The 23,757-nt window shown below is 61.0% G+C and carries 24 protein-coding genes; 11 read left to right on the plus strand and 13 right to left on the minus strand.

The features are described from left to right. Positions 1-16: 16 nt before the first annotated feature. Positions 17-322, minus strand: a complete 306-nt coding sequence (locus ACZ0AZ_RS09235) for a c-type cytochrome (RefSeq protein WP_016772347.1) — start codon at positions 320-322, stop codon at positions 17-19. 191 nt (positions 323-513) lie between these two features. Here ACZ0AZ_RS09235 and yihA point away from each other — a divergent pair, with 191 nt between their 5' ends. After that, a complete protein-coding gene (yihA, locus tag ACZ0AZ_RS09240) occupies positions 514-1,158 on the plus strand; it encodes a ribosome biogenesis GTP-binding protein YihA/YsxC (protein WP_039757139.1) in 645 nt (214 codons plus the stop codon). 407 nt (positions 1,159-1,565) lie between these two features. Here yihA and polA read toward each other — a convergent pair whose 3' ends face one another. Then, positions 1,566-4,370 carry a DNA polymerase I gene (polA, locus tag ACZ0AZ_RS09245; protein WP_463537254.1) on the minus strand — a complete coding sequence of 935 codons (2,805 nt, stop codon included), beginning with the start codon at positions 4,368-4,370 and terminating at the stop codon, positions 1,566-1,568. A gap of 74 nt (positions 4,371-4,444) precedes the next feature. On the opposite strand from polA, the gene ACZ0AZ_RS09250 reads away from it, so the two are divergent. Both ACZ0AZ_RS09250 and ACZ0AZ_RS09255 read left to right on the plus strand, forming a co-directional pair. Next, complete coding sequence (locus ACZ0AZ_RS09250) at positions 4,445-4,735, plus strand: DUF2782 domain-containing protein (RefSeq protein WP_039757137.1); 291 nt, start codon at positions 4,445-4,447, stop codon at positions 4,733-4,735. A gap of 53 nt (positions 4,736-4,788) precedes the next feature. Beyond that, positions 4,789-5,742, plus strand: coding sequence for a homoserine kinase (locus ACZ0AZ_RS09255; protein WP_463537255.1), 954 nt, complete (start codon positions 4,789-4,791; stop codon positions 5,740-5,742). Between the two features lie 128 nt (positions 5,743-5,870). On the opposite strand, the gene znuA is transcribed toward ACZ0AZ_RS09255, so the two are convergent. Next, on the minus strand, positions 5,871-6,800 hold the full coding sequence (gene znuA / locus ACZ0AZ_RS09260) for a zinc ABC transporter substrate-binding protein ZnuA (protein WP_463537256.1): 930 nt from the start codon (positions 6,798-6,800) through the stop codon (positions 5,871-5,873). Between the two features lie 57 nt (positions 6,801-6,857). Here znuA and ACZ0AZ_RS09265 point away from each other — a divergent pair, with 57 nt between their 5' ends. The 4 genes from ACZ0AZ_RS09265 to ACZ0AZ_RS09280 are packed head-to-tail and all read left to right on the plus strand — an operon-like array spanning position 6,858 to position 9,657. Next, positions 6,858-7,340 (plus strand): Fur family transcriptional regulator, encoded by a 483-nt coding sequence (locus tag ACZ0AZ_RS09265; RefSeq protein ID WP_039757133.1) that lies wholly within the window; start codon positions 6,858-6,860, stop codon positions 7,338-7,340. After that, positions 7,340-8,125, plus strand: a complete 786-nt coding sequence (znuC, locus tag ACZ0AZ_RS09270; RefSeq protein WP_039757132.1) for a zinc ABC transporter ATP-binding protein ZnuC — start codon at positions 7,340-7,342, stop codon at positions 8,123-8,125. The genes ACZ0AZ_RS09265 and znuC overlap by 1 nt, the downstream gene beginning before the upstream one ends. Next, positions 8,118-8,906: a zinc ABC transporter permease subunit ZnuB gene (gene znuB / locus ACZ0AZ_RS09275; protein ID WP_016772340.1), complete on the plus strand. Its 789-nt coding sequence runs from the start codon at positions 8,118-8,120 to the stop codon at positions 8,904-8,906. The genes znuC and znuB overlap by 8 nt, the downstream gene beginning before the upstream one ends. Positions 8,907-8,943: 37 nt before the next feature. Further along, complete coding sequence (locus ACZ0AZ_RS09280; protein WP_039757129.1) at positions 8,944-9,657, plus strand: PA5502 family lipoprotein; 714 nt, start codon at positions 8,944-8,946, stop codon at positions 9,655-9,657. 93 nt (positions 9,658-9,750) lie between these two features. On the opposite strand, the gene katE is transcribed toward ACZ0AZ_RS09280, so the two are convergent. Continuing rightward, entirely contained in the window at positions 9,751-11,892 is a 2,142-nt protein-coding gene (gene katE / locus ACZ0AZ_RS09285; protein WP_039757126.1) for a catalase HPII, read from the minus strand. A gap of 262 nt (positions 11,893-12,154) precedes the next feature. On the opposite strand from katE, the gene ACZ0AZ_RS09290 reads away from it, so the two are divergent. The 3 genes from ACZ0AZ_RS09290 to ACZ0AZ_RS09300 all read left to right on the plus strand — a co-directional run bounded on the left by ACZ0AZ_RS09290 (position 12,155) and on the right by ACZ0AZ_RS09300 (position 14,671). Further along, entirely contained in the window at positions 12,155-13,162 is a 1,008-nt protein-coding gene (locus ACZ0AZ_RS09290; RefSeq protein WP_463537257.1) for a methionine ABC transporter ATP-binding protein, read from the plus strand. Further along, entirely contained in the window at positions 13,162-13,836 is a 675-nt protein-coding gene (locus ACZ0AZ_RS09295; RefSeq protein WP_039757124.1) for a methionine ABC transporter permease, read from the plus strand. The genes ACZ0AZ_RS09290 and ACZ0AZ_RS09295 overlap by 1 nt, the downstream gene beginning before the upstream one ends. 64 nt (positions 13,837-13,900) lie before the next feature. Then, positions 13,901-14,671, plus strand: coding sequence for a MetQ/NlpA family ABC transporter substrate-binding protein (locus tag ACZ0AZ_RS09300; protein ID WP_039757123.1), 771 nt, complete (start codon positions 13,901-13,903; stop codon positions 14,669-14,671). Positions 14,672-14,845: 174 nt separating this feature from the next. Here the strand turns inward: ACZ0AZ_RS09300 and ACZ0AZ_RS09305 are convergent, their stop codons facing one another. Genes ACZ0AZ_RS09305 through ACZ0AZ_RS09325 form a run of 5 tightly spaced genes read right to left on the minus strand, consistent with a single transcriptional unit; the run spans position 14,846 to position 18,754 of the window. Beyond that, on the minus strand, positions 14,846-15,481 hold the full coding sequence (locus ACZ0AZ_RS09305; protein WP_039757121.1) for an SCO family protein: 636 nt from the start codon (positions 15,479-15,481) through the stop codon (positions 14,846-14,848). Then, the gene (gene cyoE / locus ACZ0AZ_RS09310; protein WP_039757118.1) at positions 15,478-16,377 is read right to left on the minus strand and encodes a heme o synthase; all 900 of its coding nucleotides are present in this window, start codon (positions 16,375-16,377) and stop codon (positions 15,478-15,480) included. The genes ACZ0AZ_RS09305 and cyoE overlap by 4 nt, the downstream gene beginning before the upstream one ends. Continuing rightward, a complete protein-coding gene (locus ACZ0AZ_RS09315) occupies positions 16,365-17,444 on the minus strand; it encodes a COX15/CtaA family protein (RefSeq protein WP_310409622.1) in 1,080 nt (359 codons plus the stop codon). Before ACZ0AZ_RS09315 ends, cyoE begins: the two co-directional genes overlap by 13 nt. 10 nt (positions 17,445-17,454) lie before the next feature. Then, positions 17,455-18,048, minus strand: coding sequence for a hypothetical protein (locus tag ACZ0AZ_RS09320; RefSeq protein WP_056791251.1), 594 nt, complete (start codon positions 18,046-18,048; stop codon positions 17,455-17,457). After that, positions 18,014-18,754 carry an SURF1 family protein gene (locus ACZ0AZ_RS09325; protein WP_463537258.1) on the minus strand — a complete coding sequence of 247 codons (741 nt, stop codon included), beginning with the start codon at positions 18,752-18,754 and terminating at the stop codon, positions 18,014-18,016. Before ACZ0AZ_RS09325 ends, ACZ0AZ_RS09320 begins: the two co-directional genes overlap by 35 nt. Positions 18,755-18,824: 70 nt before the next feature. Here ACZ0AZ_RS09325 and ACZ0AZ_RS09330 point away from each other — a divergent pair, with 70 nt between their 5' ends. Further along, entirely contained in the window at positions 18,825-19,028 is a 204-nt protein-coding gene (locus ACZ0AZ_RS09330; RefSeq protein ID WP_463537259.1) for a twin transmembrane helix small protein, read from the plus strand. 90 nt (positions 19,029-19,118) lie between these two features. Here ACZ0AZ_RS09330 and ACZ0AZ_RS09335 read toward each other — a convergent pair whose 3' ends face one another. The 4 genes from ACZ0AZ_RS09335 to coxB all read right to left on the minus strand — a co-directional run bounded on the left by ACZ0AZ_RS09335 (position 19,119) and on the right by coxB (position 23,640). Beyond that, positions 19,119-20,006, minus strand: a complete 888-nt coding sequence (locus ACZ0AZ_RS09335; protein ID WP_129998069.1) for a cytochrome c oxidase subunit 3 — start codon at positions 20,004-20,006, stop codon at positions 19,119-19,121. A gap of 25 nt (positions 20,007-20,031) precedes the next feature. Beyond that, positions 20,032-20,583 carry a cytochrome c oxidase assembly protein gene (locus ACZ0AZ_RS09340; protein ID WP_039757111.1) on the minus strand — a complete coding sequence of 184 codons (552 nt, stop codon included), beginning with the start codon at positions 20,581-20,583 and terminating at the stop codon, positions 20,032-20,034. 260 nt (positions 20,584-20,843) lie between these two features. Further along, positions 20,844-22,430, minus strand: coding sequence for a cytochrome c oxidase subunit I (gene ctaD / locus ACZ0AZ_RS09345; RefSeq protein WP_039757110.1), 1,587 nt, complete (start codon positions 22,428-22,430; stop codon positions 20,844-20,846). 82 nt (positions 22,431-22,512) lie between these two features. Continuing rightward, complete coding sequence (gene coxB, locus ACZ0AZ_RS09350) at positions 22,513-23,640, minus strand: cytochrome c oxidase subunit II (RefSeq protein ID WP_039757109.1); 1,128 nt, start codon at positions 23,638-23,640, stop codon at positions 22,513-22,515. Positions 23,641-23,757 lie beyond the last annotated feature (117 nt).

Raw genomic sequence — 23,757 nt, forward strand, 5'->3', positions numbered from 1 at the left:
ACGGCTAAGGGTTAAGTTATGGACCGGGCTTACTCTCGCTCATCCACAGGATGATGGCCTGGTAATCCTCGGCACTGCAGTCCATGCACAAACCACGCGGCGGCATCGCCTTGAAACCCTGGGTCACGTGTTGCACCAGCGTCCCCATACCTTTCGCCAACCTCGGCGTCCAAGCTTCCTGATCGCCTCTTGCGGGCGCCATGGGTAGTTGGCCGGAATGACAGGCACCACAAACACGGTTGTACACAGCTTCCGGATCCTGTGTAGCCTGTGCGCTGTAAAGCGGCATCAAGACTCCGGCAGCCAGCAGCCATTTCGTCATAAAACGACCTTTTCAGGGTTGAGAGCGTTCTGCGTTCTAATGCGCAATCAAAGTCTGTCGCTCTCGTGAACTTCATCCTTCGCTGGGACAAAGCACACACAAAATCTGCGGCATTATATACTGGCGTCACTGAAACGGAAGCGACACCGCGTTCCGCGCCCAATCCCGGCGCCGCCCACATCGGAAATCCCATGCAACTCAAGAATCCCATCCTCGGCCTGTGCCAACAGTCCACGTTCATGCTCAGTGCCGCCAAAGTCGATCAATGCCCAGACGACGAAGGCTTCGAAGTGGCGTTTGCCGGTCGTTCCAATGCTGGCAAATCCAGCGCGCTGAACACCCTGACCCACGCCAGCCTGGCGCGCACCTCGAAAACTCCGGGTCGCACACAGCTGTTGAACTTCTTCAAGCTAGACGATGATCGCCGTCTGGTCGACCTGCCGGGCTACGGTTATGCAAAAGTACCGATCCCGCTCAAGCAACACTGGCAGCGCCACCTTGAGGCTTACCTCGGTGGTCGGGAAAGTTTGAAAGGTCTGATTCTGATGATGGACATCCGCCATCCGATGACCGACTTCGACCTGCTGATGCTCGACTGGGCCGTCGCCGCCGGCATGCCGATGCACATTCTGCTGACCAAGGCCGACAAGCTCACTTACGGCGCCGCCAAGAACACCCTGCTGAAAGTACAGTCGGAAATCCGCAAAGGCTGGGGCGACTCGATCACCATCCAGTTGTTCTCCGCACCAAAACGCATGGGCCTGGAGGAGGCCTACACTGTGCTGGCCGACTGGATGGAACTTGCAGACAAAGGCGCCGAGGCGGCAGCCGAGTAACTCGGAATGGGGAAAAATTGGTTGTAGTGTGGCAAGGCAAGGCAAAAGTAGCGCTAAAAAGCGGAGTTTAGGGGACCTAAATGAGCATTTTTAGCGATGCTTTTAACGCAGCATGGCCGCGCTACAGCCGATTTTTTGGCAAAAAAAGCCCCGGATTTCATTGGGGAGGGAGAAATTCCGGGGTTCAAGTTCCGAACCGCTAGGGCGGGGTTCAGATATCTGCCAACACTTAACACAACATAGGAGCATCGAAGGGCTTCACCAGCCATTCAGTACCTCTGAGTGTTCGATCGACAGATTAGTTCAGATTTTTTTCAAAAAGCTTTGGAATAGCCTCAAGCATTTATCGGTCTAAGCCCGGTTACTGGGGCTTGCCGCGATGTCACGTTGCGGCAACTGTGCAACACTCAGTGCGCCTCATCCCAATTGTTGCCTACGCCGACTTCCACCAGCAGCGGCACATCCAGTTTCGCCGCTTCGCTCATGTGCAGGCGAATCTCAGCGCTGACCTGCTCGACCAGCTCCTCGCGAACTTCCAGCACCAGTTCATCGTGCACCTGCAGGATGACCCGGGCATCCAGCCCCGACGTTGCCAGCCAGTTATCCACAGCCACCATGGCTTTTTTGATGATATCCGCCGCCGTGCCCTGCATCGGTGCGTTGATCGCCGTGCGTTCTGCGGCGGCGCGCTCCTGTGGCTTGTTCGAGTTGATCTCCGGCAAATACAGGCGACGACCGAAGAAAGTTTCGACGTAACCCTGATCCGCCGCCTGCGCGCGGGTGCGCTCCATGTATTCGCGCACGCCTGGATAACGGGCGAAGTAGGTGTCGATGTAGGCCTTGGCGGTCTTGGTGTCGACGCCAATGTCCTTGCCGAGCTTCTGCGCGCCCATGCCGTAGATCAGACCGAAGTTGATCGCCTTGGCGCTGCGGCGCTGGTCGGATGTCACTTGATCGAGCTCGACCTTGAACACTTCGGCAGCGGTCGCGGTGTGCACGTCGAGATTGTTGCGGAAGGCGTTCATCAGGCCTTCGTCGCGGGACAGGTGGGCCATGATCCGCAACTCGATTTGCGAATAGTCTGCCGCCAGCAATTTGTAGCCTTTTGGCGCGACGAACGCCTGGCGAATACGCCGGCCTTCGGCAGTGCGCACCGGGATGTTCTGCAAGTTCGGATCACTGGATGACAAGCGCCCGGTCGAGGCCACGGCCTGATGATACGAAGTGTGGATGCGCCCGGTGCGCGGGTTGATCTGCTCCGGCAGGCGATCGGTGTAAGTGCTTTTCAGCTTGCTCATCGAACGGTGCTCCATCAGCACCTTCGGCAAGCGGTGATCGTCTTCGGCGAGTTTCGCCAGCACTTCTTCAGCGGTGGACGGCTGGCCCTTGGCGGTTTTCTTCAGCACCGGCAGGCCGAGCTTTTCATAAAGAATCACGCCGAGCTGCTTCGGCGAGCCGAGGTTGAATTCTTCCCCGGCGATTTCGAAGGCTTCACGCTCCAGCGCGACCATTTTGTTGCCCAGCTCAATGCTCTGAATGCCCAGCAACTCGGCATCGACGAACGCGCCTTGGCGTTCGATACGCGCCAGCACCGGTACCAGCGGGATTTCGATGTCGGTCAGCACGCTGGCCAGGCTCGGAATCGCGCTGAGCTTGTCGAACAGGGTCTGATGCAGGCGCAGGGTGATGTCGGCGTCTTCGGCGGCGTAGGGCCCGGCCTGTTCCAGAGCGATCTGGTCGAAGGTCAGTTGCTTGGCACCTTTGCCGGCGATGTCCTGGAAGCTCACCGTGGTGTGGTCGAGATACTTTTGCGCGAGGCTGTCCATGTCGTGACGGGTCGCGGTGGAGTTGAGTACGTAGGACTCAAGCATCGTGTCGAAGGCGATGCCGCGCACGCTGATGCCTTCATTCTGATCGCCGCCAATGGCGCAGTTGGCCAGAATGTTCATGTCGAACTTGGCGTGCTGGCCGACCTTGAGTTTGTTCGGGTCTTCCAGAATCGGCTTGAGTGCGCGCAGTACGGTGTCGCGATCCAGCTGCTCCGGCACGCCGATGTAGGAGTGGGTCAGCGGGATGTAGGCAGCTTCGTTGGCCTGCACGGCGAACGACAGACCGACCAGTTGCGCCTTCTGCGCGTCGATGCCGGTGGTTTCGGTGTCGAAGGCGATCAGCTTGGCGTTGCGCAGTTTTTCCAGCCAGACGTCGAAGCGAGCCTGATCGAGGATGGTTTCGTACGCGGCCTCGGCAGGGGCAGCAGGTGCCTCGGCTTGCGGCGCGCTGAACAGATCGCCCGCCGGCGCGGGTTCGGCCGCCGCGCTCAGTTCCAGACGCTTGGCATCGCGATCCAGATCATTGAGCCAGCTCTTGAATTCCAAGAGGGTATACAGCTCGTAGAGTTTGGCCGGATCTTCCGCGCCCATCTGCAGATCATCGAGGCCGATATCCAGTGGCACGTCGATCTTGATGGTCGCCAGTTGATAAGACAGGAAAGCCATCTCCTTGTGCTCTTCGAGCTTGGCCACCAGGGTTTTTGCGCCACGAATCGGCAGGGTCGGCACGATGTCGAGGTTGGCGTACAGCTCGGTCAGGCCGCCGTTGACGCCGACCAGCAGGCCCGACGCCGTCTTCGGGCCGATGCCCGGCACGCCTGGAATGTTGTCGGAGGAATCGCCCATCAGCGCCAGATAATCGATGATCTGCTCCGGAGCGACGCCGAATTTCTCCTTCACGCCCTTCACATCCATCGAGCTACCGGACATGGTGTTGACCAAGGTAATGTGGCCGTCGACCAGTTGCGCCATGTCTTTGTCACCGGTGGAGATGATCACCGGCCGATCCGCCGCCGCGCTGCTGCGGGCCAGGGTGCCGATCACGTCGTCGGCCTCGACGCCGTCGACGCACAGCAGCGGGAAGCCGAGGGCGATCACGCTCTGGTGCAGCGGCTCGATCTGCACGCGCATGTCATCGGGCATGCTCGGCCGGTTGGCCTTGTATTCGGCGTACATCTCATCGCGAAATGTCCCGCCCTTGGCGTCGAACACCACGGCAAACGGGCTGTCCGGGTACTGCTTGCGCAGACTCTTGAGCATGTTCAACACGCCTTTGACCGCACCGGTCGGCAGGCCTTTGGACGTGGTCAGTGGTGGCAGTGCATGAAAGGCGCGGTACAGGTAAGACGAACCGTCCACCAGGACGAGGGGGGCTTGGCTCATGAGCAGGATCAACCTTTTCGGCGGGTCCGGGGCTAGAATAGCGGGACCGTTGACGACAAAGGGACAAGGTTATCATGCGTACGTTAAATCGCTTGCTGCTGGTCGGGTTGATCGCTGTCTCACCACTGGCCGCGATGGCGGCGGATGATGCGCCGGGCGGTGACCCCGAGGTCACCATCCGCACGGAGGGCGACAAGACTATTCAGGAGTACCGTCAGAACGGTTTCCTCTATGCGATCAAAGTCACGCCGAAGGGCGCGCCGCCGTACTTTCTGGTGCGCGCCGACGGGACGGATGCCAATTTCATCCGCTCGGATCAGCCGGATATGCTGATCCCGTCATGGAAGATATTCGAATGGAAGTAGATTTTTAATTCACCCGGCGCCGCCGTTGCGGCGCCCGTACTGGCAGTTAAGACATGTCTGTGTTCACTCCCCTGGCTCGGCCCGAGCTGGAAACCTTTCTCGCCCCTTACGGGCTCGGCCGCCTGCTTGATTTCCAGGGGATCGCCGCCGGCAGCGAAAACACCAATTTCTTCATCAGCCTGGAGCAGGGCGAGTTTGTCCTGACCCTGGTCGAACGCGGCCCGGTGCAGGAGATGCCGTTTTTCATCGACCTGCTCGACGTGCTGCACGAAGCCGATCTGCCGGTGCCTTACGCACTGCGCACCATTGACGGCGTGGCACTGCGTGAACTCAAAGGCAAGCCGGCATTGCTGCAACCGCGCCTGTCGGGCAAGCACATCAAGGTCGCCAACGCCCAGCATTGCGCCCAGGTCGGCGAGTTGCAGGCGCATCTGCACCTGGCGACTCAGGGCGAACGCATGATCAAGCGCAAGACCGATCGTGGTCTGGACTGGATGCTGGAGGAGGGCACTGAATTTCTCTTGCACCTGAGCAATGAGCCGCGTGTCTTGCTGCAAAAGGCGCTGGATGAGATCACTGAGCGTAAAGAGAGGATTCTCGCGCTACCTCGCGCCAACATCCACGCTGACCTGTTCCGCGACAACGCGATGTTCGAAGGCACCCACCTGACCGGGCTGATCGACTTCTACAACGCCTGTTCGGGGCCAATGCTGTACGACGTGGCGATTGCCTTGAACGACTGGTGTTCGGATGAGGAGGGCGTGATCGATGGCCCGCGTGCCCGGGCATTTCTCGGTGCCTATGCGGCGCTGCGCCCGTTCACGGCGGCGGAAGCTGAGTTGTGGCCAACGATGTTGCGTGTGGCCTGTGTGCGGTTCTGGTTGTCACGCTTGATCGCCGCTGAGCAGTTCGCCGGGCAGGATGTGTTAATTCACGATCCGCAGGAATTCGAGCAGCGCCTGGCGCAGCGGCAGAAGGTCAATACACCGTTGCCATTCGCCCTGTGAATCGATTCTGAAAGACAACCCGAACCTGTGGGAGCGAGCTTGCTCGCGAATGCGTCGGCACATTCAGCATATCCGTTGACTGGCCCACCGCTTTCGCGAGCAAGCTCGCTCCCACAGGGTTTTGCGGATTACAACGATTCCAGACACCCGGCCAGATCATTGCCGAGTTTCTCCAGCACCTGTTCATAACCCTGAGCTGTCGCCGGCGTATAACCACCCAGCGCATCCAGCTCGGCGAGTTTCACCGGCAAACCGGCCACCAGCGTTTCCGCCAGACGCGGACGCAATGGCGGCTCGCTGAACACACAGGTCTTGCCCACTTCCTGCAAGCGCTTGCGCATCGCCGCGACATGTTGCGCGCCGGGCTGTACTTCGGCGGCTACCGCGAACACCCCGGCGTGCTTCAGGCCGTAAGCATCTTCGAAATAATCAAACGCCTCGTGAAAAACGAAGTACGGCTTGCCTTCGACATTGGCGAGACGCTTCTTCAAGCGCTGGTCCAGCGCATCCAGATGTTCATCGAAGGCTTTGGCATTGCTCTGATAGCGCTGGGCATTGGCCGGGTCGGCGGCACTGAGGTCGGCGGCCATTTTATCGGCGATCACCCGCGCGTTGACCGGTGACAGCCACAAATGTGCATCCAGAGAGCCGGGGCGATGATCGTGATCATGCTCATCGGCCTCTTCGGCGTGGGAGTGGTTATCCGCGCCAAAATGCCTCAGCTTCAGCCCCGGCAGATCCTGCACGGCAACACTCGGCTGACTGCGACCGCTGAGCACGCGCGGCAGGAAGCCTTCCATGTCCGGGCCGATCCAGTAGAGCAGATCGACCGACTGCACCTTCCGTACGTCGGACGGGCGCAGGGCGTAATTGTGCGGCGAGGCCCCCGGCGGCAGCAGCACCTCGGGAACCGCTACGCCGTCCTGCACGGCAGCAGCAATCAGCTGCAACGGTTTGATGCTGGTGAGCACTTTGACCTCGGCCTGAGCCGTACCGATCAGCAGAAAACTGGCAACAAAAGCCACAAAAACAGAAAAAAGTCGGGACACGATGACCACTCAAGGAAGCGAGAACGGGTAACATAATAACGTCTCCAGCAAATCTCGTCGCCGCTCATGCCTATTACACCGATTGCCAGCCGTCCCCACGACCACTCCCATTGCGTGCACAGCGCTTTGTCCGAGGCCGATACCTTGTGCGCGCAAAAAGGTCTGCGTCTGACCGCCCTGCGCCGCCGCGTGCTGGAACTGGTTTGGCAAAGCCACAAGCCGCTGGGTGCCTACGACATCCTCGCCGTCCTCAGCGAGCAGGACGGCCGTCGCGCCGCGCCGCCCACCGTGTACCGCGCGCTGGATTTCCTGCTGGAAAACGGCCTGGTCCATCGCATCTCCTCGCTGAATGCCTTCGTCGGCTGCGTGCATCCCGAGCACGCGCATCAGGGCCAGTTCCTGATTTGCCGCGACTGCCACGCCGCGATCGAACTTGAACAAAAAGTAATCAGCGACGCGATTATCGACAGCGCCAAAGACGTCGGTTTCATTGTCGAAGCGCAGACGGTCGAAGTGGTCGGCCTGTGCGCCGGTTGCCAGGGGGCCTGATGAGCAATGCGCTGATCCGTCTGGAACAGGTCGCCGTCACGTTTGCCGGGCAGACCGTGCTGGACAACATCGAGCTGAGCGTCGAGCCGGGGCAGATCGTCACCCTGATCGGCCCCAACGGCGCCGGCAAGACCACGCTGGTGCGCGCCGTGCTCGGGTTGTTGAAGCCGAACAGCGGCAGCGTCTGGCGCAAGCCGAAGCTGCGCGTCGGCTACATGCCGCAGAAACTGCATGTCGATCCGACGCTGCCGCTGTCAGTGCTGCGCTTCTTGCGCCTGGTGCCCGGTGTCGACCGTCCGCGCGCGCTGGCCGCGTTGAAGGAAGTTGGCGCCGAACACGTGATCGACAGCCCGGTGCAGAGCGTTTCCGGCGGCGAAATGCAGCGCGTGCTGCTGGCCCGGGCACTGCTGCGCGAGCCGGAGTTGCTGGTGCTCGACGAGCCGGTGCAGGGCGTCGACGTGGCCGGGCAGGCCGAGCTGTACAGCCTCATCACCCGGCTGCGCGACCGCCACGGTTGCGGCGTGCTGATGGTCTCCCACGATTTGCATCTGGTGATGAGCACCACCGATCAGGTGGTTTGTCTCAACCGTCACGTCTGCTGCTCCGGGCATCCCGAGCAGGTCAGCGGCGACCCGGCATTCGTCGAGCTGTTCGGCAAGAACGCGCCGAGCCTCGCGATCTATCACCACCATCACGACCACGCCCACGACCTGCACGGTTCGGTGGTCAAAGGCCCGCTGAGCGGGCAACCTCACGTTCATGGAGACGGCTGCAAGCATGGCTGATTTTCTCTTGTATGCCCTGCTTGCAGGTCTGGCGCTGGCGCTGGTGGCCGGACCGCTCGGCTCGTTTGTGGTGTGGCGGCGCATGGCCTATTTCGGCGACACCCTTTCCCATGCCGCACTGCTCGGTGTGGCACTGGGCTTTTTGCTGGATGTCAGCCCGACGGTGGCGGTGACGGTCGGTTGCCTGCTGCTGGCGGTGCTCTTGGTGACGCTGCAACAGCGCCAGCCGCTGGCGTCCGACACGCTGTTGGGAATTCTTGCGCCGAGCACGCTCTCTCTCGGCCTGGTGGTACTAAGCTTCATGCATGAAGTGCGGATCGACCTGATGGCCTATCTGTTTGGCGATCTGCTGGCGATCAGTCCGAGCGACCTGGCGTGGATTCTCGGCGGCACTGCGGCGGTGCTGGTCTTGCTGGTGACGCTGTGGCGGCCGTTGCTGGCGGTCACCGTGCACGAAGAACTGGCGCGGGTCGAAGGCTTGCCGGTTGCGGGTTTGCGCTTGGCGCTGATGCTGTTGATCGCGGTGGTGATTGCGGTGGCGATGAAAATTGTCGGCGTGCTGCTGATTACTTCGCTGCTGATCATCCCTGCGGCTGCGGCACAGCGTCACGCCCGTTCGCCGGAGCAGATGGCGCTGGGCGCGAGCCTGCTGGGCATGCTCGCAGTGTGCGGCGGGCTGGCGTTGTCGTGGTTCAAGGACACCCCGGCGGGGCCGTCTATCGTGGTGACGGCAGCCGCGCTGTTTCTGTTGAGTTTTGTTCTGCCCCGTCGTGGGGTGTAGACTTGGCCGCTTTTTGCGCAATTAGAGAGTCGCAGGAATGAAGCCGTTCGCCTCCCGTTATCTGCTCCTTGTCGCATTTTCCGTGCTGCTGGGCGCCTGCCAAAGCACGCCGCCGGTGACCGAAGTCCCGGATGCGCGGGCTACGGCCATCGCACAGCTGGAGCAAAGCCTGGCCAGCAGCGAACTGGCCACCGCCGAAGACCAGTTGGCCGCGTTGCAGGCCGACACCCCCAACGATCAGTCCCTTGAACAATATCAGCGGCAGCTGGCCGAGGCGTATCTGCGCCGCAGCCAGATCGTCCTGCAGAAAGGCGATGTCAACGCCGCTGCCACCGCGCTCAGCCGCGCCCGTGCTTTGATGCCCAAGGCGCCGGCGCTGACCGGCGGCGTCAACGGCGCGATTACCGAAGCGCGCAAGGCCGAGCTGGAAAAGGCTGAAGCGGCGCTGCTGGCTGCTGAAGCACGGCCGAAAGCCAAGGTCATCGACCCGACCGCCGAAAGCACCACGGTTGCGCTGAACATCGGCGATATTCACAAGCTGCAACGACAGCTCGATGCAATCGCCGCCGATGTGGTGAATTACGACTGCGCCGTCAGCATCCAGGCCCCGCGCACTGCGGATTATCCGTGGCTGGCGACGTTGCTGAGCAAGCGAGTCAAGAAGCTCGATCCTGACTTTGATTTGCAGATCGAGAAGCAGATCTTGCGCACAGTGCCGGCGCAGATGGTTTTAAGCCCGCGCAAGCCATAACTAGCTTCGCGAGCAGGTTCGCTCCACAGGTGCAACAGCGTACCTGTGGGAGCGAGCCTGCTCGCGAAAGCGTCCTCTCAGCCAATAAAGATCTTAAGCCGGAATCGCCTTGGCCTTAGGCTCCCGCGCCCACACCCGATGCTCGCCAATCGCGGCGAAGAACGGTTTGGTCAACGCACCCACATCCGCGCCCTGCAACAGCCCCGCATCCGCGTCGAGCTTCAGCAAGTCCTGCAATTGCTTGGCCTCGCCGTGCAGCGCGATCGCCTTCAGGTGCTTGTAGGCCTCCAGCAGATAATGCAGCGCCACGCCGTCACCGCTCAACGCGGTAATCGACGCCGCGCCACCCGGTACGAACACCGCATCGAACGCGATTGAAGGCATACCTTCCATCGACGCATCCACTGGCAACGCCTTGCCGTCAGCTGTCTTGACTGGCGCCGAGGTCGGGCCGAGCAGTTTCGCGTGGGCGCCTTCGGCTTCAAGGGCTTTCTTCATGGCATCGATGGCCGCAGCATCAACGCCGTTGGCGGCAAGGATTGCCACTTTGCGCGTCTTGATATTGCCCGGCAGCAGGTTGGCCTGGCTCAGCGCTGGCGATTGCTCCAGCGAGGTCTTGCGCACTTCAACCGTACCTTTGGCTGGTGCCGGCAAACCGAGGTTTTCCGCTACGCGTTTGGCCAGGGTCAGGTCGATATTGGCGAGGATCTCGTTCACCTCACGGGCCCGAATGAACTCACGCTCGACCTTGCCCAGCTCAAAGCTGTAGGCGGCGATGATGTGCTCTTTCTCGTGCTCGCTCATGCTGTTGAAGAACAAGCGGGCCTGGGAGAAGTGATCACTGAACGACTCGCTGCGCTGACGGATCTTCGCCGCGTCGATGCGCTCTGGATAGCTCTCGAAACCACCGTCCTGTGCCGCCGGCGGGGTTTCTTTCGGCCAGCCGCCGTCGATCGAGTTCGGCTCGTAAGAGGCACGACCCTTGTCGATGGTGGTGCGGTGCTGCGCATCGCGCTGGCCGTTGTGGAATGGCGCGACCGGACGGTTGATCGGCAGCTCATGGAAGTTCGGCCCGCCGAGTCGGCTGATTTGCGTGTCGGTGTAGGAAAATAGCCGACCTTGCAGCAGCGGGTCGTTGGAGAAATCGATGCCCGGGACGATGTGGCCAGGGCAGAAGGCGACCTGCTCGGTTTCGGCGAAGAAGTTGTCCGGGTTGCGGTTCAGGGTCATTTTGCCCAGCGGCGTGATCGGGACGATTTCTTCGGGAATGATCTTGGTCGGGTCGAGGATGTCGAAGTCGAAGTCGTGTTCATTCTCTTCTTCGACGATCTGTACGCCCAGTTCCCATTCGGGGTAGTCGCCCATCTCGATCGCTTCCCACAGGTCGCGACGATGGTAGTCAGTGTCCTTACCGGCGAGCTTCTGCGCCTCGTCCCACACCAGCGAGCAGGTGCCGGCGGTCGGGCGCCAATGGAATTTGACGAAACGTGATTTGCCCTCGGCGTTGATCAGGCGGAAGGTGTGAACACCGAAGCCCTGCATGCTGCGCAGGCTTTTCGGGATGGCCCGGTCGGACATCGCCCAGATCACCATGTGTGCCGATTCCGGCACCAGCGAGACGAAGTCCCAGAACGTGTCGTGCGCCGAGCCGCCGGTTGGGATTTCGTTATGCGGCTCGGGTTTCACCGCGTGCACGAAGTCCGGAAACTTGATTGCGTCCTGAATGAAGAACACAGGCATGTTGTTGCCGACCAGATCGAAGTTGCCCTCGTCGGTGAAGAACTTCACCGCAAAGCCGCGCACGTCACGCACGGTGTCGCCGGAACCCCGTGGACCCTGCACCGTGGAAAAACGCACGAATACTGGGGTCTTCTTGCCCGGATCCTGTAGGAAACCGGCCTTGGTCAGCGCTGCATGGTTCTCGTAGGTCTGAAAGAAACCGTGGGCGCCGGTGCCGCGCGCATGGACGATGCGCTCCGGAATGCGCTCATGGTCAAAGTGCGTGATCTTTTCACGCATGATGAAGTCTTCCAGCAGCGACGGCCCGCGCGGCCCGGCTTTGAGGGTGTTCTGGTTGTCGGCGATCTTCACGCCCTGATTGGTGCGCAGTGCCTGACCGGTGGCGTCGGAACGGAATTCTTCCAGGCTGTCGAGCTTGGCGTTGGTGTTGGCGCGATCCGGGGTGTCGGTTCCGGCCATCTCGCTTTTAGCAGGTGCAGGCTTTTTGATGCTCATCAGACGTAAACTCCTCGTTTGGCCCCGGATGCCTTCCGCAGACCCTTGAGTGATTCCCAGGCACGGCACCCAGGGTTTCAAGTCGCTTACTTAGTGACTGACGAGCGTTTCAGCCGTTCCGTTTATCTGACCTTTGATCGCGTTATTGCCAAATCGAAGGTTATTTGCGAAATAAATGCTAAGAACCTCTATACGGACAGGCTAAAATGCGCGCCCGGCTAACCGCTGATCCTTTTCCAACGCGCCCCACAAGGTTCGCTACGTGATCGAGTTTCAAAACGTCCACAAGACTTACCGCGTCGCCGGTAAGGATATTCCCGCGCTGCACCCGACCAGTCTCGCCATCGAGAACGGCCAGGTGTTCGGCCTGATTGGCCATTCCGGTGCGGGCAAAAGTACCCTGCTACGTCTGATCAATCGCTTGGAAGATTGCAGTGGCGGCAAGATCATCGTCGACGGCGAAGAAGTCACCGCACTGGACGCCAATGGCCTGCGCCGTTTCCGTCAGCAGGTCGGGATGATCTTCCAGCACTTCAACCTGCTCGCCTCCAAGACTGTCGCCGATAACGTTGCGTTGCCACTGACCCTGGCCGGTGAGCTGTCGAGCAGTGAAATCAACCAACGGGTGGCCGAGTTGCTGGCGCGGGTCGGTTTGTCCGACCACGCGAAAAAGTACCCGGCGCAACTGTCCGGCGGGCAGAAGCAACGCGTCGGCATCGCCCGTGCGCTGGCGACCAAGCCGAAGATCCTGCTGTGCGACGAGGCCACCAGCGCCCTCGACCCGCAGACCACCGCGTCGGTCCTGCAGCTGCTGGCGGAAATCAACCGCGAACTGAAGCTGACCATCGTCCTGATCACCCACGAGATGGACGTGATCCGGCGCGTCTGCGATCAGGTCGCGGTGATGGACGCCGGCGTGATCGTCGAGCAGGGGCCGGTGGCCGATGTGTTCCTGCATCCGCAGCATCCGACCACCAAGCGTTTCGTCCAGGAAAGCGAGCAGATCGACGAGAGCGAGCAGCGTGACGATTTTGCCCATGTGCCCGGGCGTATCGTGCGTCTGACCTTTCAGGGCGAGGCGACCTACGCGCCGCTGCTTGGCACCGTCGCCCGGGAAACCGGCGTCGACTACAGCATCCTTGCCGGGCGCATCGACCGCATAAAAGACATTCCGTACGGGCAACTGACCCTCGCTGTCAACGGTGGCGACATGGAGGCGGCGTTTGCCCGCTTCACCGCCGCTGACGTTCACATGGAGGTGTTGCGCTAATGGCTGACCTGATGAGTTTCTTCGCCAATATCGACTGGTACGAAATCTGGCTGGCGACTGGCGACACCATGCTGATGCTCGGCGGTTCGCTGTTGTTCACCGTGTTGCTCGGTCTGCCACTGGGCGTGCTGCTGTTTCTCTGCAGTCCCCGTCAGTTGCTGGAAAACCGTGGCGTCTACGCAGTGCTGTCGCTGGTGGTGAACATTTTGCGTTCGCTGCCATTCATCATTTTGCTGATCGTGATGATCCCGTTCACCGTGCTGATCACCGGCACCTCGCTGGGCGTGGCCGGGGCGATCCCGCCGCTGGTGGTCGGCGCCACGCCGTTCTTTGCGCGTCTGGTGGAAACTGCGCTGCGCGAAGTCGACCGCGGCATCATCGAAGCGACTCAGTCGATGGGCGCGACCACCCGGCAGATCATCATGAACGCGTTGCTGCCGGAAGCCCGCCCGGGCATCTTCGCAGCGATTACGGTGACGGCGATTACACTGGTGTCCTACACGGCGATGGCCGGTGTGGTCGGCGCTGGTGGTCTGGGTGACCTGGCGATCCGTTTCGGCTACCAGCGTTTTCAGACCGACGTAATGATCGTCACCGTGGTCCTGCTGTTGATTCTGGTACAGGTGCTGCAAATGGTGGGCGACCGTCTGGTCGTGCATTTCTCGCGCAAATAAGCGGTTTTTTAATCAAGAGGCGCGGGCCATTCGTTGGCGGGCGTCCTCACAAGGAGTTAGCTGAATGAAAAAACTGATCGCTGCTTTCGCCGCTGTTGCGGCGTTTTCGGCCCACGCCGAGACCCTGACCGTTGCCGCCACCCCGGTGCCGCACGCGGAAATCCTCGAGTTCGTCAAACCGGCCTTGGCCAAGGAAGGCGTGGATCTGAAGGTCAAGGTCTTCACCGACTACATTCAGCCGAACGTCCAGGTCGCGGAAAAGCGCCTCGACGCCAACTTTTTCCAGCACCAGCCGTATCTCGATGAATTCAACAAGGCCAAGGGCACCAGCCTCGTTGCCGTGACCGGCGTGCACCTGGAGCCGCTGGGCGCTTACTCGAGCAAGCTCAAGGATCTGAAAGACCTGCCCGGCGGCGCCAACGTGGTGATCCCGAACGACGCCACCAATGGCGGCCGTGCGCTGTTGCTGCTGGCCAAGGCTGGCGTGATCACCTTGAAGGATCCGAGCAACATTCTGTCGACCCTCAAAGACATCGAGCAGAACCCGAAAGACCTGAAATTCCGTGAACTGGAAGCCGCCACTATTCCGCGTGTGCTGACCCAGGTCGATCTGGCGCTGATCAACACCAACTACGCGCTGGAAGCCAAGCTTGATCCGTCCAAGGATGCGCTGGTGATCGAAGGCAACGACTCGCCGTACGTGAACATCCTCGTGTCCCGCGCGGACAACAAGGACAGCGACGCAATGAAGAAACTCGCGGCTGCCCTGCACAGCCCGGAAGTGAAGCAGTTCATTACCGAGAAGTACAAAGGCGCGGTGTTGCCGGCGTTCTGATTCAGGTTGCTGCAATGAAAAAGGGGACGCCAATGGCGTCCCCTTTTTTGTGCCTGGAATATCGTCCGTGTGGGAGCGGGCTTGCTCGCGAATGCGGTGTGTCAGCCAACATGTCTTTATCTGACCCACCGCATTCGCGAGCAAGCCCGCTCCCACAATGGTTCTTTGGTGTTCCTACTGGCGCTCAAGCATCGCCGGCAACTGCGCCACCAGCTTGGCATTGTTCAACGGCGCGCGAATAAACCCGCGCTGCGTGCCGTCCGGGCCGATCACGGCCAGATTGCCGCTGTGATCCACGGTGTAGTTCGGCTTGCTGGTATCGGCCGGAATGAATGGAATGCTCACCGCGTTCGCGACCTTCTGCAGCTCCTCGATCGAGGTTGGCGTCAGGCCAATGAACTGTGGATCGAAGTAGCCCAGGTACTGCTTCAACTGCTTCGGCGTATCGCGGTTGGGGTCGACGCTGACCAGCACGATCTGCAATTTATCCACCGCCTCTTTCGGCAGCTCGCTCTTGATCTGCCGTAGTTGCGCCAGGGTGGTCGGGCAGATGTCCGGGCAGAAGGTGTAGCCGAAGAACAACAGACTCCACTTGCCTTTCAACTCGTCAATCGCCACCGGTTTGCCGTCCTGATCGGTCATGGTCACGTCCGGCAGGTTGCGGCTCTGCGGCAGCAGGATGATGCCGGCGTCGATCAGCGCAGTCGGGTCGCCCTGGCCTTTGCCGCTCAGCACTTTGTTGACGGTAAGCCCGAGGATCAACGCGATCACGGCAACGAGGATGAAGACGGTTTTCTGGGTTCGGGTCATAGGTTCAACAGTAAGTAGTGGTCTACGAGCAGGGCGATGAACAACAGGAACAGGTACCAGATAGAGTACTTGAAGGTGTTGATCGCCGCGTGCGGCCGAGTGCCACGGTACAGCACCACGGCCCATTGCAGAAACCGCGCGCCCAATGCCAGCGCGCAGACCAGATACAGCACGCCGCTCATGTGAATCACGTACGGCAGCAGACTCACCGCCAGCAGCGCGAAGGTGTACAGCAGAATGTGCACTTTTGTGTAGTGCTCGCCATGGGTCACCGGCAGCATCGGAATGTCGGCCTTGGCGTATTCCTCTTTGCGATGAATCGCCAGCGCCCAGAAGTGCGGCGGGGTCCAGGCGAAGATGATCAGCACCAGCAACAGCGGTTCGGCGCTGACATGGCCGGTGGCGGCGGTCCAGCCGAGCAGCGGTGGCGCGGCGCCAGCGAGGCCGCCGATGACGATGTTCTGCGGCGTCGCACGCTTGAGAAAACCGGTGTAGACCACGGCGTAACCGAGCAGTGAAGCGAGAGTCAGCCAAGCGGTCAGTTGATTGGTGAACGTCAGCAGCAAGGCCTGACCGAGCAACGCCAGCAGCAACGCAAATGTCAGCGCCGCCGCAGGTGAAACCCGCCCTTCGGCCAACGGCCGTTTGTGCGTACGCGCCATCACCGCATCGATGCGCCGGTCGACCACATGATTGACCGCTGCCGCGCCGCCTGCACACAAGGCAATGCCCAGATTGCCGAACACCAGCACCGTCCATGGCACGCCCGCGCGGGTGGCGAGGAACATGCCGACCAGCGAGGTGATCAGCATCAGCACCACGACTTTCGGTTTGGTCAGCTCCAGATAATCGCGCCACAGCGCCTGCGCTGGACGTTCGCCGATCAGACTCGCCATGGCGTTTCTCCTTTCAATGCAATGGGCGCGACGGCAGGTTTGGGTGCACTGAAGCGCCAGCGCGCCAGCACCGGTTGGCTCACCCGCAGCAGACTGGTGCGCGCGTGATAATTGACCAGCACCAGGGTCAGCAACAACGCCGCGCCGCCAGCGTTGTGGGCGACGGCCACCGGTAGCGGCAGATGAAACAGCACGTTGCTGATGCCGAGGGTGATCTGCGCGGCGAGGGCGATCAGCAGCAATCCGGCCAAACGGGTCATGCCCACGGCTTTCAACTGCCACGCCAGACCGAGCAGCACGACCGTCACCAGCAAAGCGCCGATGCGGTGGGTCAGGTGAATCGCCGTGCGCGCATCGCTGTCGAGTTGTCCGCCGAGATAATTCGGGCCGATGTGCTGAGTCAGGTGAAAACCATTGGCGAAGTCCGCCGGCGGCAGCCATTGGCCATGGCAGGTGGGGAAGTCGATGCAGGCCACCGCTGCGTAGTTGGAACTGACCCAGCCGCCCAAAGCGATCTGGCCGATCACCAACAGCAGGCCCGCCGTCGCCCAGTATTGCAGGCGCTTCGGTACCGTCAGCGCCGGCAGCACGCCGGACAACCTCAGCGTCAGCAGAAACAGCAGACTCAGCGTGGCGAAGCCGCCGAGCAAATGCCCGGTAACCACTTGCGGCCAGAGCTTGAGTGTCACCGTCCACATGCCGAACGCTGCCTGAGCGATGACCACCGCCAGCAGAAACAGCGGCAGTTTCACCGGTTGGCCCGGATGGCGCCGGTTGACCCAGGCGCGCCCGGCCAATACTGAAATCAGCAGACCCAGAGTGCCGGCGAAGTAGCGGTGGATCATCTCGTTCCAGCCTTTGTGCGCCTCCACCGGCGCGTCAGGGAAGTGCAGCTCGGCATGGGCCAGTTGCGCCTCGCTTTTCGGCACGCTGATAAACCCGTAACAGCCCGGCCAGTCGGGGCAGCCGAGGCCGGCGTGGGTCAGGCGCGTATAGGCGCCGAGCAGCACCACAATCAGTGCCAGCAGGGTGGCAAACAGCGCGAGGCGAAATCCAGGTTTGGCCATGACGATGCCCTTATCCGATGTTCGACAGTTTCAGCAGATGCCGCAGGTCGTTAAGCAGATCCTTGCCCTTCACATTGGGCTCGTAGCGCAGCACCAGATTGCCGTGCGGGTCGACGATCCACAGCTGCGGCACGGCTTTGTCGCCGGTGGTCCTGGCAAACACCCCGGCATCCAGCGGATAGCGCTGCAACTGCGGATATTCACGGTCGAGTTTTGCGGCGTAATCAGCGCTCAGTGGTTGCGCGGCGGCGAGGGCGTGGCTGGCGCGCCCGGCTTCGCGGCCGAGGCTGATCTGGATCTGCCGCGCCAGATAAACCAGTTGCTGGCAATCGACTGCGCAGTCCTTTGGCGCCGTGACCAGAATCTGCCAGCGCTGCTCATCGGCCTGCACGCCGAGATCGGCGCGGGTCTGGCCGTTGCCGATCAGCTCGCCGTGATAGCTGCGTCCTTCCGGCACCCAGAACTGCAATTTGTACATGCCGGTGGCGAGCAGCATCGGCCCGACCACGCCAAGCACAATCAGCAGCAACTGAATGCGCCCACGCCGGCGGCTGGGAACGGGTTTGGCCTCAGACATGCTGGGTGGATTCATGGCGCTTCCCATGGCGTTTCTCCTTTGCGTGGTGCCAGCCGAAATAGAGGTAGAGCCCGAGCAGGGCCGTGGCCATGGCGAACCATTGCACGGCGTAGCCGAGGTGTTTTTCCGGGCCCATCGCGACCACCGGCCAATCGGTCTGATAGCTGGCCGGGCCGGGTTCGGCGCGCAGCTCAAAGGCGAAACCGTCGCGCTCCAGGGTTTGCCACAACTTGTCCGGCTCGACGGCGGTGATGGTTTGCGGCCAGACATGGCTGACCGGATCGGCGTGCAACTGGAACGTTGCGCCGGGGGCGACGTAGACCCAGGCATCGAGCGTCAGTGTCTCGGCCGGTGTAGTGAATTGCGGCGGCACGCGCCGGTCGGGCCATGGCAGCCAGCCGCGATTGACCAGCAGCCACAGGCCGCTGCGCTGATCCTGAAACGGTTGCAGCAACTCGACGCCGACCTTGCCGCCACGCTGGCGGTTGTCCAGCAGCAGCGTGTGGGCAGCGTCGAACTGGCCGTGCAGGCGCACGCGGCGGTAAGCCGGGTCGGCGCTGGCGAGCAGTTCACTGCTGGCCATCGGTTCGGCCACGCGACGTTCGGCGTAACTGGCCAGCAGCGCGGTTTTCTCCGCGCCCCGGCCCAGTTGCCAGAAGCCCAGCGCAACCATCAGCGGCAGCAACAGGCCGACCACTAAGGTGGGGATCACGCCCGGGCGAAAGCGCTTCATGGGCGCGCCATAAAGTCAGTCATCGCGATCGCTATACTCAAGTGCATCGCCTGTCCCCCGGAGTCTTGCCATGTTCAAAGCAGCGATCGTCCTGATGCTGATTGCCACGGTCGTCAGCCTGTTCAGCGGCCTGTTTTTCCTGGTCAAGGACGACAGCAGCTCCCATCGGCTGGTCATCGCCTTGAGTGTTCGGGTGGCACTGGCCGTGCTCACCGTCGGCCTGATGGCCTGGGGTTTCTACAGCGGCCAGTTGGTGTCCCATGCGCCGTGGTAGACGCGAGCGGCAAGCTTCAAGCGGCAAGCTACAAGTTAGAGGCCATCCCGCTTTGACTTGAAGCTTGCAGCTAGCAACTTGCAGCTGTTTTCAGAGCACATAGACGAAGAAGAACAAGCCGATCCACACCACATCGACAAAGTGCCAGTACCAGCTCGCCGCTTCGAAACCGAACTGGTGCTCGTTGTCGAAGTGGCCCTTCATGATCCGCATCAGCATCACGAACAGGATGATCGTGCCGATGGTCACGTGGGCGCCGTGGAAGCCTGTGAGCATGAAGAACGTCGCACCGTAGATGCCCGAACCGAGGGTCAGCCCCAGCTCTTTATAAGCGTGGATGTACTCCTCGGCCTGGAAACCGAGGAACGCGACGCCCAATAGCACGGTGATCGCCAGCCACAGTTTCAGCGCGCCGCGATGGCCTTTCTTCAGCGCATGGTGGGCGATGGTGATGGTCACGCTGGAGCTGACCAGCAGGATCGTATTGATCAGCGGCAGGCCCCACGGGCTGATGACTTCTTTGGGTGGCGGGAACAGTTTCGGGTCTGGTGTGTGCAGCAACGGCCAGACAAATTCGAAATTCGGCCAGAGCATGTGCGCGATGCCTTTCGGCCCTTCGCCGCCCAGCGCCGGCCCGGACACGTGGCGCACGTAGAACAGCGCGCCGAAGAAAGCGACGAAGAACATCACTTCGGAAAAGATGAACCAGCTCATGCCCCAGCGGAACGAGCGATCCAGTTGCGGACTGTACAACCCCGCGCGACTTTCCTTGATCACCGCACCGAACCAGCCGAACAGCATGTACGCCAGCAGCAGGCCGCCGACGAAAAAGATCAGCGGGCCGTGGGATTCCGGGCGCGCGGCCTTCAGATCGTTGAACCAGGTGGCCAGGCCGTACACGGTGACGAACATCCCGAGCGTAGCGATGATCGGCCATTTGCTCTGGGCCGGGACGTAATAATGCTCATGAGTTGCCATTTATTGTTCTCCTTATCGGCCACGCTCAACCGCCAGTGTTAACAGCCACCGGCGGATGTCGGGCGGTGATATCGAACAGCGTGTAGGACAGCGTCAGGTGCTTCACTTCCTTGGGCATGTCGCGGTCAACGATGAAACGCACCGGCATTTCGATCTGTTCACCGGGTTGCAGCACCTGCTGGGTAAAGCAAAAGCATTCGGTCTTGTGGAAAAACGCCGCCGCGTTGCTCGGCGCGATGCTCGGCACCGCTTGCGCACTCATCGGTTTGTCGGTGGGATTGCGCGCGATGAAGACCATCTCGTTCACCGCGCCGGGGTTGGCGGTCAGCTCGTCGTGTTTCGGGTAAAAGTCCCACGGCATGTCGGCGGTGTTGGTCGACAGGAACTGCACGCGTACCTGGCGCGAGGTGTCGACCACTTGCTCGCCTTCGTACTGGCCACCGGTCTTGCCATTGATGCCGAAGGCTTTGCACATCACGTCGTAGATCGGCACCAGGGCGAAGCCGAAGACGAACATCGCCACCACCACCAACAGCAGGCGAGTGACGAGTTTCTTCAGCGAGATCGAGTCAGCCATGATTCATGTTTCCTCGTGTTCCCTGGTGGCCGGTGAAGCTTTTGTGGTGAGGGGATTCATCCCCGTTGGGCTGCGAAGCGGCCCTGAATCCAGCGCACACGGTCTACCTGATGAATTTCGATTGCAGGTTTTGGGGCTGCTTCGCAACCCAACGGGGATAAATCCCCTCGCCACAGGGGATCTGTGTACATCCACAGAAGATCTGTGAGCATCCACTGGGGATCTGCGCCTCTGTACACATTGCAAAAAAGAGGAGGTGTTCATTTCACTTCCGGCGGCGTGGTAAAGGTGTGATACGGCGCCGGCGACGGCACGCTCCACTCCAGGCCTTCGGCGCCATCCCACGGTTTCGCCGGGGCCGGTGCACCACCACGGATGGTTTTGATGACGATGAACAGGAAGAAGATCTGCGTGGCGCCGAACATGAATGCGCCGATCGACGAGACCATGTTGAAATCGGCGAACTGCAAGTTGTAATCCGGAATCCGTCGCGGCATCCCCGCAAGGCCGACGAAGTGCATCGGGAAAAAGGTCAGGTTCATGCCCACGAACGACAGCCAGAAATGCAGCTTGCCGAGGGTTTCGTCGTACATGTGCCCGGTCCACTTCGGCAGCCAGTAATAGGCCGAGGCGAAGATGCCGAAGATCGCCCCGGGCACCAGCACATAGTGGAAATGCGCAACGACAAAGTAGGTGTCCTGATACTGGAAGTCCGCCGGGGCGATCGCCAGCATCAGCCCGGAGAAACCGCCAATCGAGAACAGAATGACGAACGCCACGGCAAACAGCATCGGTGTCTCGAAGGTCATCGAGCCTTGCCACATGGTGCTCGCCCAGTTGAACACTTTCACACCCGTCGGCACGGCGATCAGCATGGTCGCGTACATGAAGAACAATTCGCCCACCAGCGGAATGCCGACCACGAACATGTGGTGCGCCCAGACGATGAACGACAGGAACGCGATGCTCGCTGTGGCATAGACCATCGAGGTGTAGCCGAACAGCGGCTTGCGCGCGAAGGTCGGGATGATCTGGCTGACCGCGCCGAACGCCGGCAGGATCATGATGTACACCTCGGGGTGGCCGAAGAACCAGAACACGTGCTGGAACAGTACCGGGTCACCACCGCCGGCAGCGCTGAAGAAACTGGTGCCGAAGTGAATGTCCATGAGCATCATCGTCACGCAGCCGGCCAGCACCGGCATCACTGCGATTAGCAGAAACGCGGTGATCAGCCAGGTCCAGACGAACAGCGGCATTTTCATCAGGGTCATGCCGGGGGCGCGCAGGTTGAGGATGGTCGCGACCACGTTGATCGCGCCCATGATCGAACTGATGCCCATCAAGTGGATGGCGAAAATGAAGAACGTCACGCTTTCCGGCGCGTAAGTGGTGGACAGCGGCGCGTAGAAGGTCCAGCCGAAATTCGGCCCGCCACCCGGGGTGAACAGCGTCGAGACCAGCAGCAGAAACGCCGCCGGCAACAGCCAGAAGCTGAAGTTGTTCATCCGTGGCAGGGCCATGTCCGGCGCGCCGATCATCAGCGGAATCATCCAGTTGGCGAGGCCGACGAACGCCGGCATTACCGCGCCGAATACCATCACCAGACCGTGCATGGTGGTCATCTGGTTGAAGAATTCCGGCTGCACGATCTGCAGGCCGGGCTGGAACAGCTCGGCGCGGATGACCATGGCGAACGAGCCGCCGAGCAGGAACATGCAGAAGGCAAACCACAGGTACAGCGTACCGATGTCCTTGTGGTTGGTGGTCAGCACCCAGCGCATCAGGCCTTTGGCGGGGCCGTGGGCGTGGTCGGCGTGACCGTGGTCATCGATGACAGCGCTCATGGCCGGTCTCCTTCACGAAAGTGGACGGGGCAGGTCAGGGCGCGCTGCCCCGACGGGTTCACTGAATACGCAATTGACCGGTTCATTTGCTTTCCGCCTGTTTCAGCTCCAGCACTTCTTTTGGCGTGACCATGTCGCCCTTGTTGTTGCCCCAGGCGTTACGTTCGTAAGTCACCACAGCGGCGATATCGACTTCCGACAGCTGCTTGCCGAACGCCGCCATGGCGGTGCCGGGTTTGCCGTGGAAGACAATGCTCAGGTGGCCCTCCTTCGGCCCGGTGGCGATTTTCGAGCCCTTGAGTGCCGGGAACATTGGCGGCAGGCCTTGGCCTTCGGCCTGGTGACAGGCCACGCAAGTGGTGTGATAGACCTTGTCGCCGCGCTCCTTGAGCTCGTCGAGGGTCCATTCCTTGCTGGTCAGTTCTTTGAGCTGCGCGGCCTCGGCCTTGCGTTCGGCGAGCCATTTTTCGTAGTCGGCCTTCTCCTTGACCTCAACCACGATCGGCATGAAGCCGTGATCCTTGCCGCACAACTCGGCGCATTGGCCACGGTAGAGGCCGGGCTTGTCGATGCGCGTCCAGGCTTCGTTGACGAACCCGGGAATCGCATCGCGCTTGACCGCAAAGGCCGGCACCCACCATGAGTGAATGACGTCGGCGGAGGTCACCAGAAAGCGCACCTTGGCGCCGATCGGCAGCACCAATGGCTTGTCGACTTCGAGCAGGTAATGCTCGCCCTTGGCTTGCTTGTTGTGAATCTGCTCGGCGGGGGTGGCCAGGTTGCTGAAGAACTCGACGTCCTGGCCCAGGTATTTGTAATGCCACTTCCACTGGTAACCGGTGATCTGGATATCGATGTCCGGCTCGCTGGTGTCGTACATCTTGATCAGCGTTGCGGTGGCGGGAACGGCCATGGCCACCAGGATCAGCAGCGGCACGATGGTCCACATGATCTCGACGCCGGTGCTTTCGTGGAATTTCGCGGCGACCTGGCCGGTGGAGCGGCGATGCACCATCATCGACCAGAGCATGGCGCCGAAGACGATGATCCCGATCACCACACAGATCCAGAAAATGGTCATGTGCAGGTCGAATACTGCGTGACTGATTTCAGTCGCTCCAGGCGCCATATTCACAGTCCAGGCTGCATTGGCCTGGCTGAAAATCGACCACAACAGGAGGCCCATCCAGACATGTGGATGTCGCATCATTGCGGGTTCCCCTTATCGTTCTTGTTATCCCGCCGGCGTATCGCCTGCGGCAAGGGAGCGGCTGCATCAGACTACGAACTTGAATCGCCGGGCCTTGCTGCGGGTGCAGTCGGGCGT

The sequence above is a fragment of the Pseudomonas sp. AC239 genome (assembly GCF_979258545.1).

Excerpts from the sequence above, each read along its gene's own strand:
- ACZ0AZ_RS09330 (WP_463537259.1), top strand. The coding sequence starts at position 18,825 with ATGTTCAAAGCAGCGATCGTCCTGATGCTGATTGCCACGGTCGTCAGC.
- coxB (WP_039757109.1), bottom strand. The coding sequence starts at position 23,640 with ATGATGCGACATCCACATGTCTGGATGGGCCTCCTGTTGTGGTCGATT.
- ACZ0AZ_RS09280 (WP_039757129.1), top strand. The coding sequence starts at position 8,944 with ATGAAGCCGTTCGCCTCCCGTTATCTGCTCCTTGTCGCATTTTCCGTG.
- ACZ0AZ_RS09340 (WP_039757111.1), bottom strand. The coding sequence starts at position 20,583 with ATGGCTGACTCGATCTCGCTGAAGAAACTCGTCACTCGCCTGCTGTTG.
- cyoE (WP_039757118.1), bottom strand. The coding sequence starts at position 16,377 with ATGGCGAGTCTGATCGGCGAACGTCCAGCGCAGGCGCTGTGGCGCGAT.
- ACZ0AZ_RS09235 (WP_016772347.1), bottom strand. The coding sequence starts at position 322 with ATGACGAAATGGCTGCTGGCTGCCGGAGTCTTGATGCCGCTTTACAGC.
- ACZ0AZ_RS09320 (WP_056791251.1), bottom strand. The coding sequence starts at position 18,048 with ATGGGAAGCGCCATGAATCCACCCAGCATGTCTGAGGCCAAACCCGTT.
- ACZ0AZ_RS09255 (WP_463537255.1), top strand. The coding sequence starts at position 4,789 with ATGTCTGTGTTCACTCCCCTGGCTCGGCCCGAGCTGGAAACCTTTCTC.
- katE (WP_039757126.1), bottom strand. The coding sequence starts at position 11,892 with ATGAGCATCAAAAAGCCTGCACCTGCTAAAAGCGAGATGGCCGGAACC.
- ctaD (WP_039757110.1), bottom strand. The coding sequence starts at position 22,430 with ATGAGCGCTGTCATCGATGACCACGGTCACGCCGACCACGCCCACGGC.
- ACZ0AZ_RS09250 (WP_039757137.1), top strand. The coding sequence starts at position 4,445 with ATGCGTACGTTAAATCGCTTGCTGCTGGTCGGGTTGATCGCTGTCTCA.
- znuC (WP_039757132.1), top strand. The coding sequence starts at position 7,340 with ATGAGCAATGCGCTGATCCGTCTGGAACAGGTCGCCGTCACGTTTGCC.
- ACZ0AZ_RS09315 (WP_310409622.1), bottom strand. The coding sequence starts at position 17,444 with ATGGCCAAACCTGGATTTCGCCTCGCGCTGTTTGCCACCCTGCTGGCA.
- ACZ0AZ_RS09265 (WP_039757133.1), top strand. The coding sequence starts at position 6,858 with ATGCCTATTACACCGATTGCCAGCCGTCCCCACGACCACTCCCATTGC.
- ACZ0AZ_RS09300 (WP_039757123.1), top strand. The coding sequence starts at position 13,901 with ATGAAAAAACTGATCGCTGCTTTCGCCGCTGTTGCGGCGTTTTCGGCC.
- ACZ0AZ_RS09325 (WP_463537258.1), bottom strand. The coding sequence starts at position 18,754 with ATGAAGCGCTTTCGCCCGGGCGTGATCCCCACCTTAGTGGTCGGCCTG.
- ACZ0AZ_RS09295 (WP_039757124.1), top strand. The coding sequence starts at position 13,162 with ATGGCTGACCTGATGAGTTTCTTCGCCAATATCGACTGGTACGAAATC.
- znuB (WP_016772340.1), top strand. The coding sequence starts at position 8,118 with ATGGCTGATTTTCTCTTGTATGCCCTGCTTGCAGGTCTGGCGCTGGCG.
- polA (WP_463537254.1), bottom strand. The coding sequence starts at position 4,370 with ATGAGCCAAGCCCCCCTCGTCCTGGTGGACGGTTCGTCTTACCTGTAC.
- yihA (WP_039757139.1), top strand. The coding sequence starts at position 514 with ATGCAACTCAAGAATCCCATCCTCGGCCTGTGCCAACAGTCCACGTTC.
- ACZ0AZ_RS09335 (WP_129998069.1), bottom strand. The coding sequence starts at position 20,006 with ATGGCAACTCATGAGCATTATTACGTCCCGGCCCAGAGCAAATGGCCG.
- ACZ0AZ_RS09305 (WP_039757121.1), bottom strand. The coding sequence starts at position 15,481 with ATGACCCGAACCCAGAAAACCGTCTTCATCCTCGTTGCCGTGATCGCG.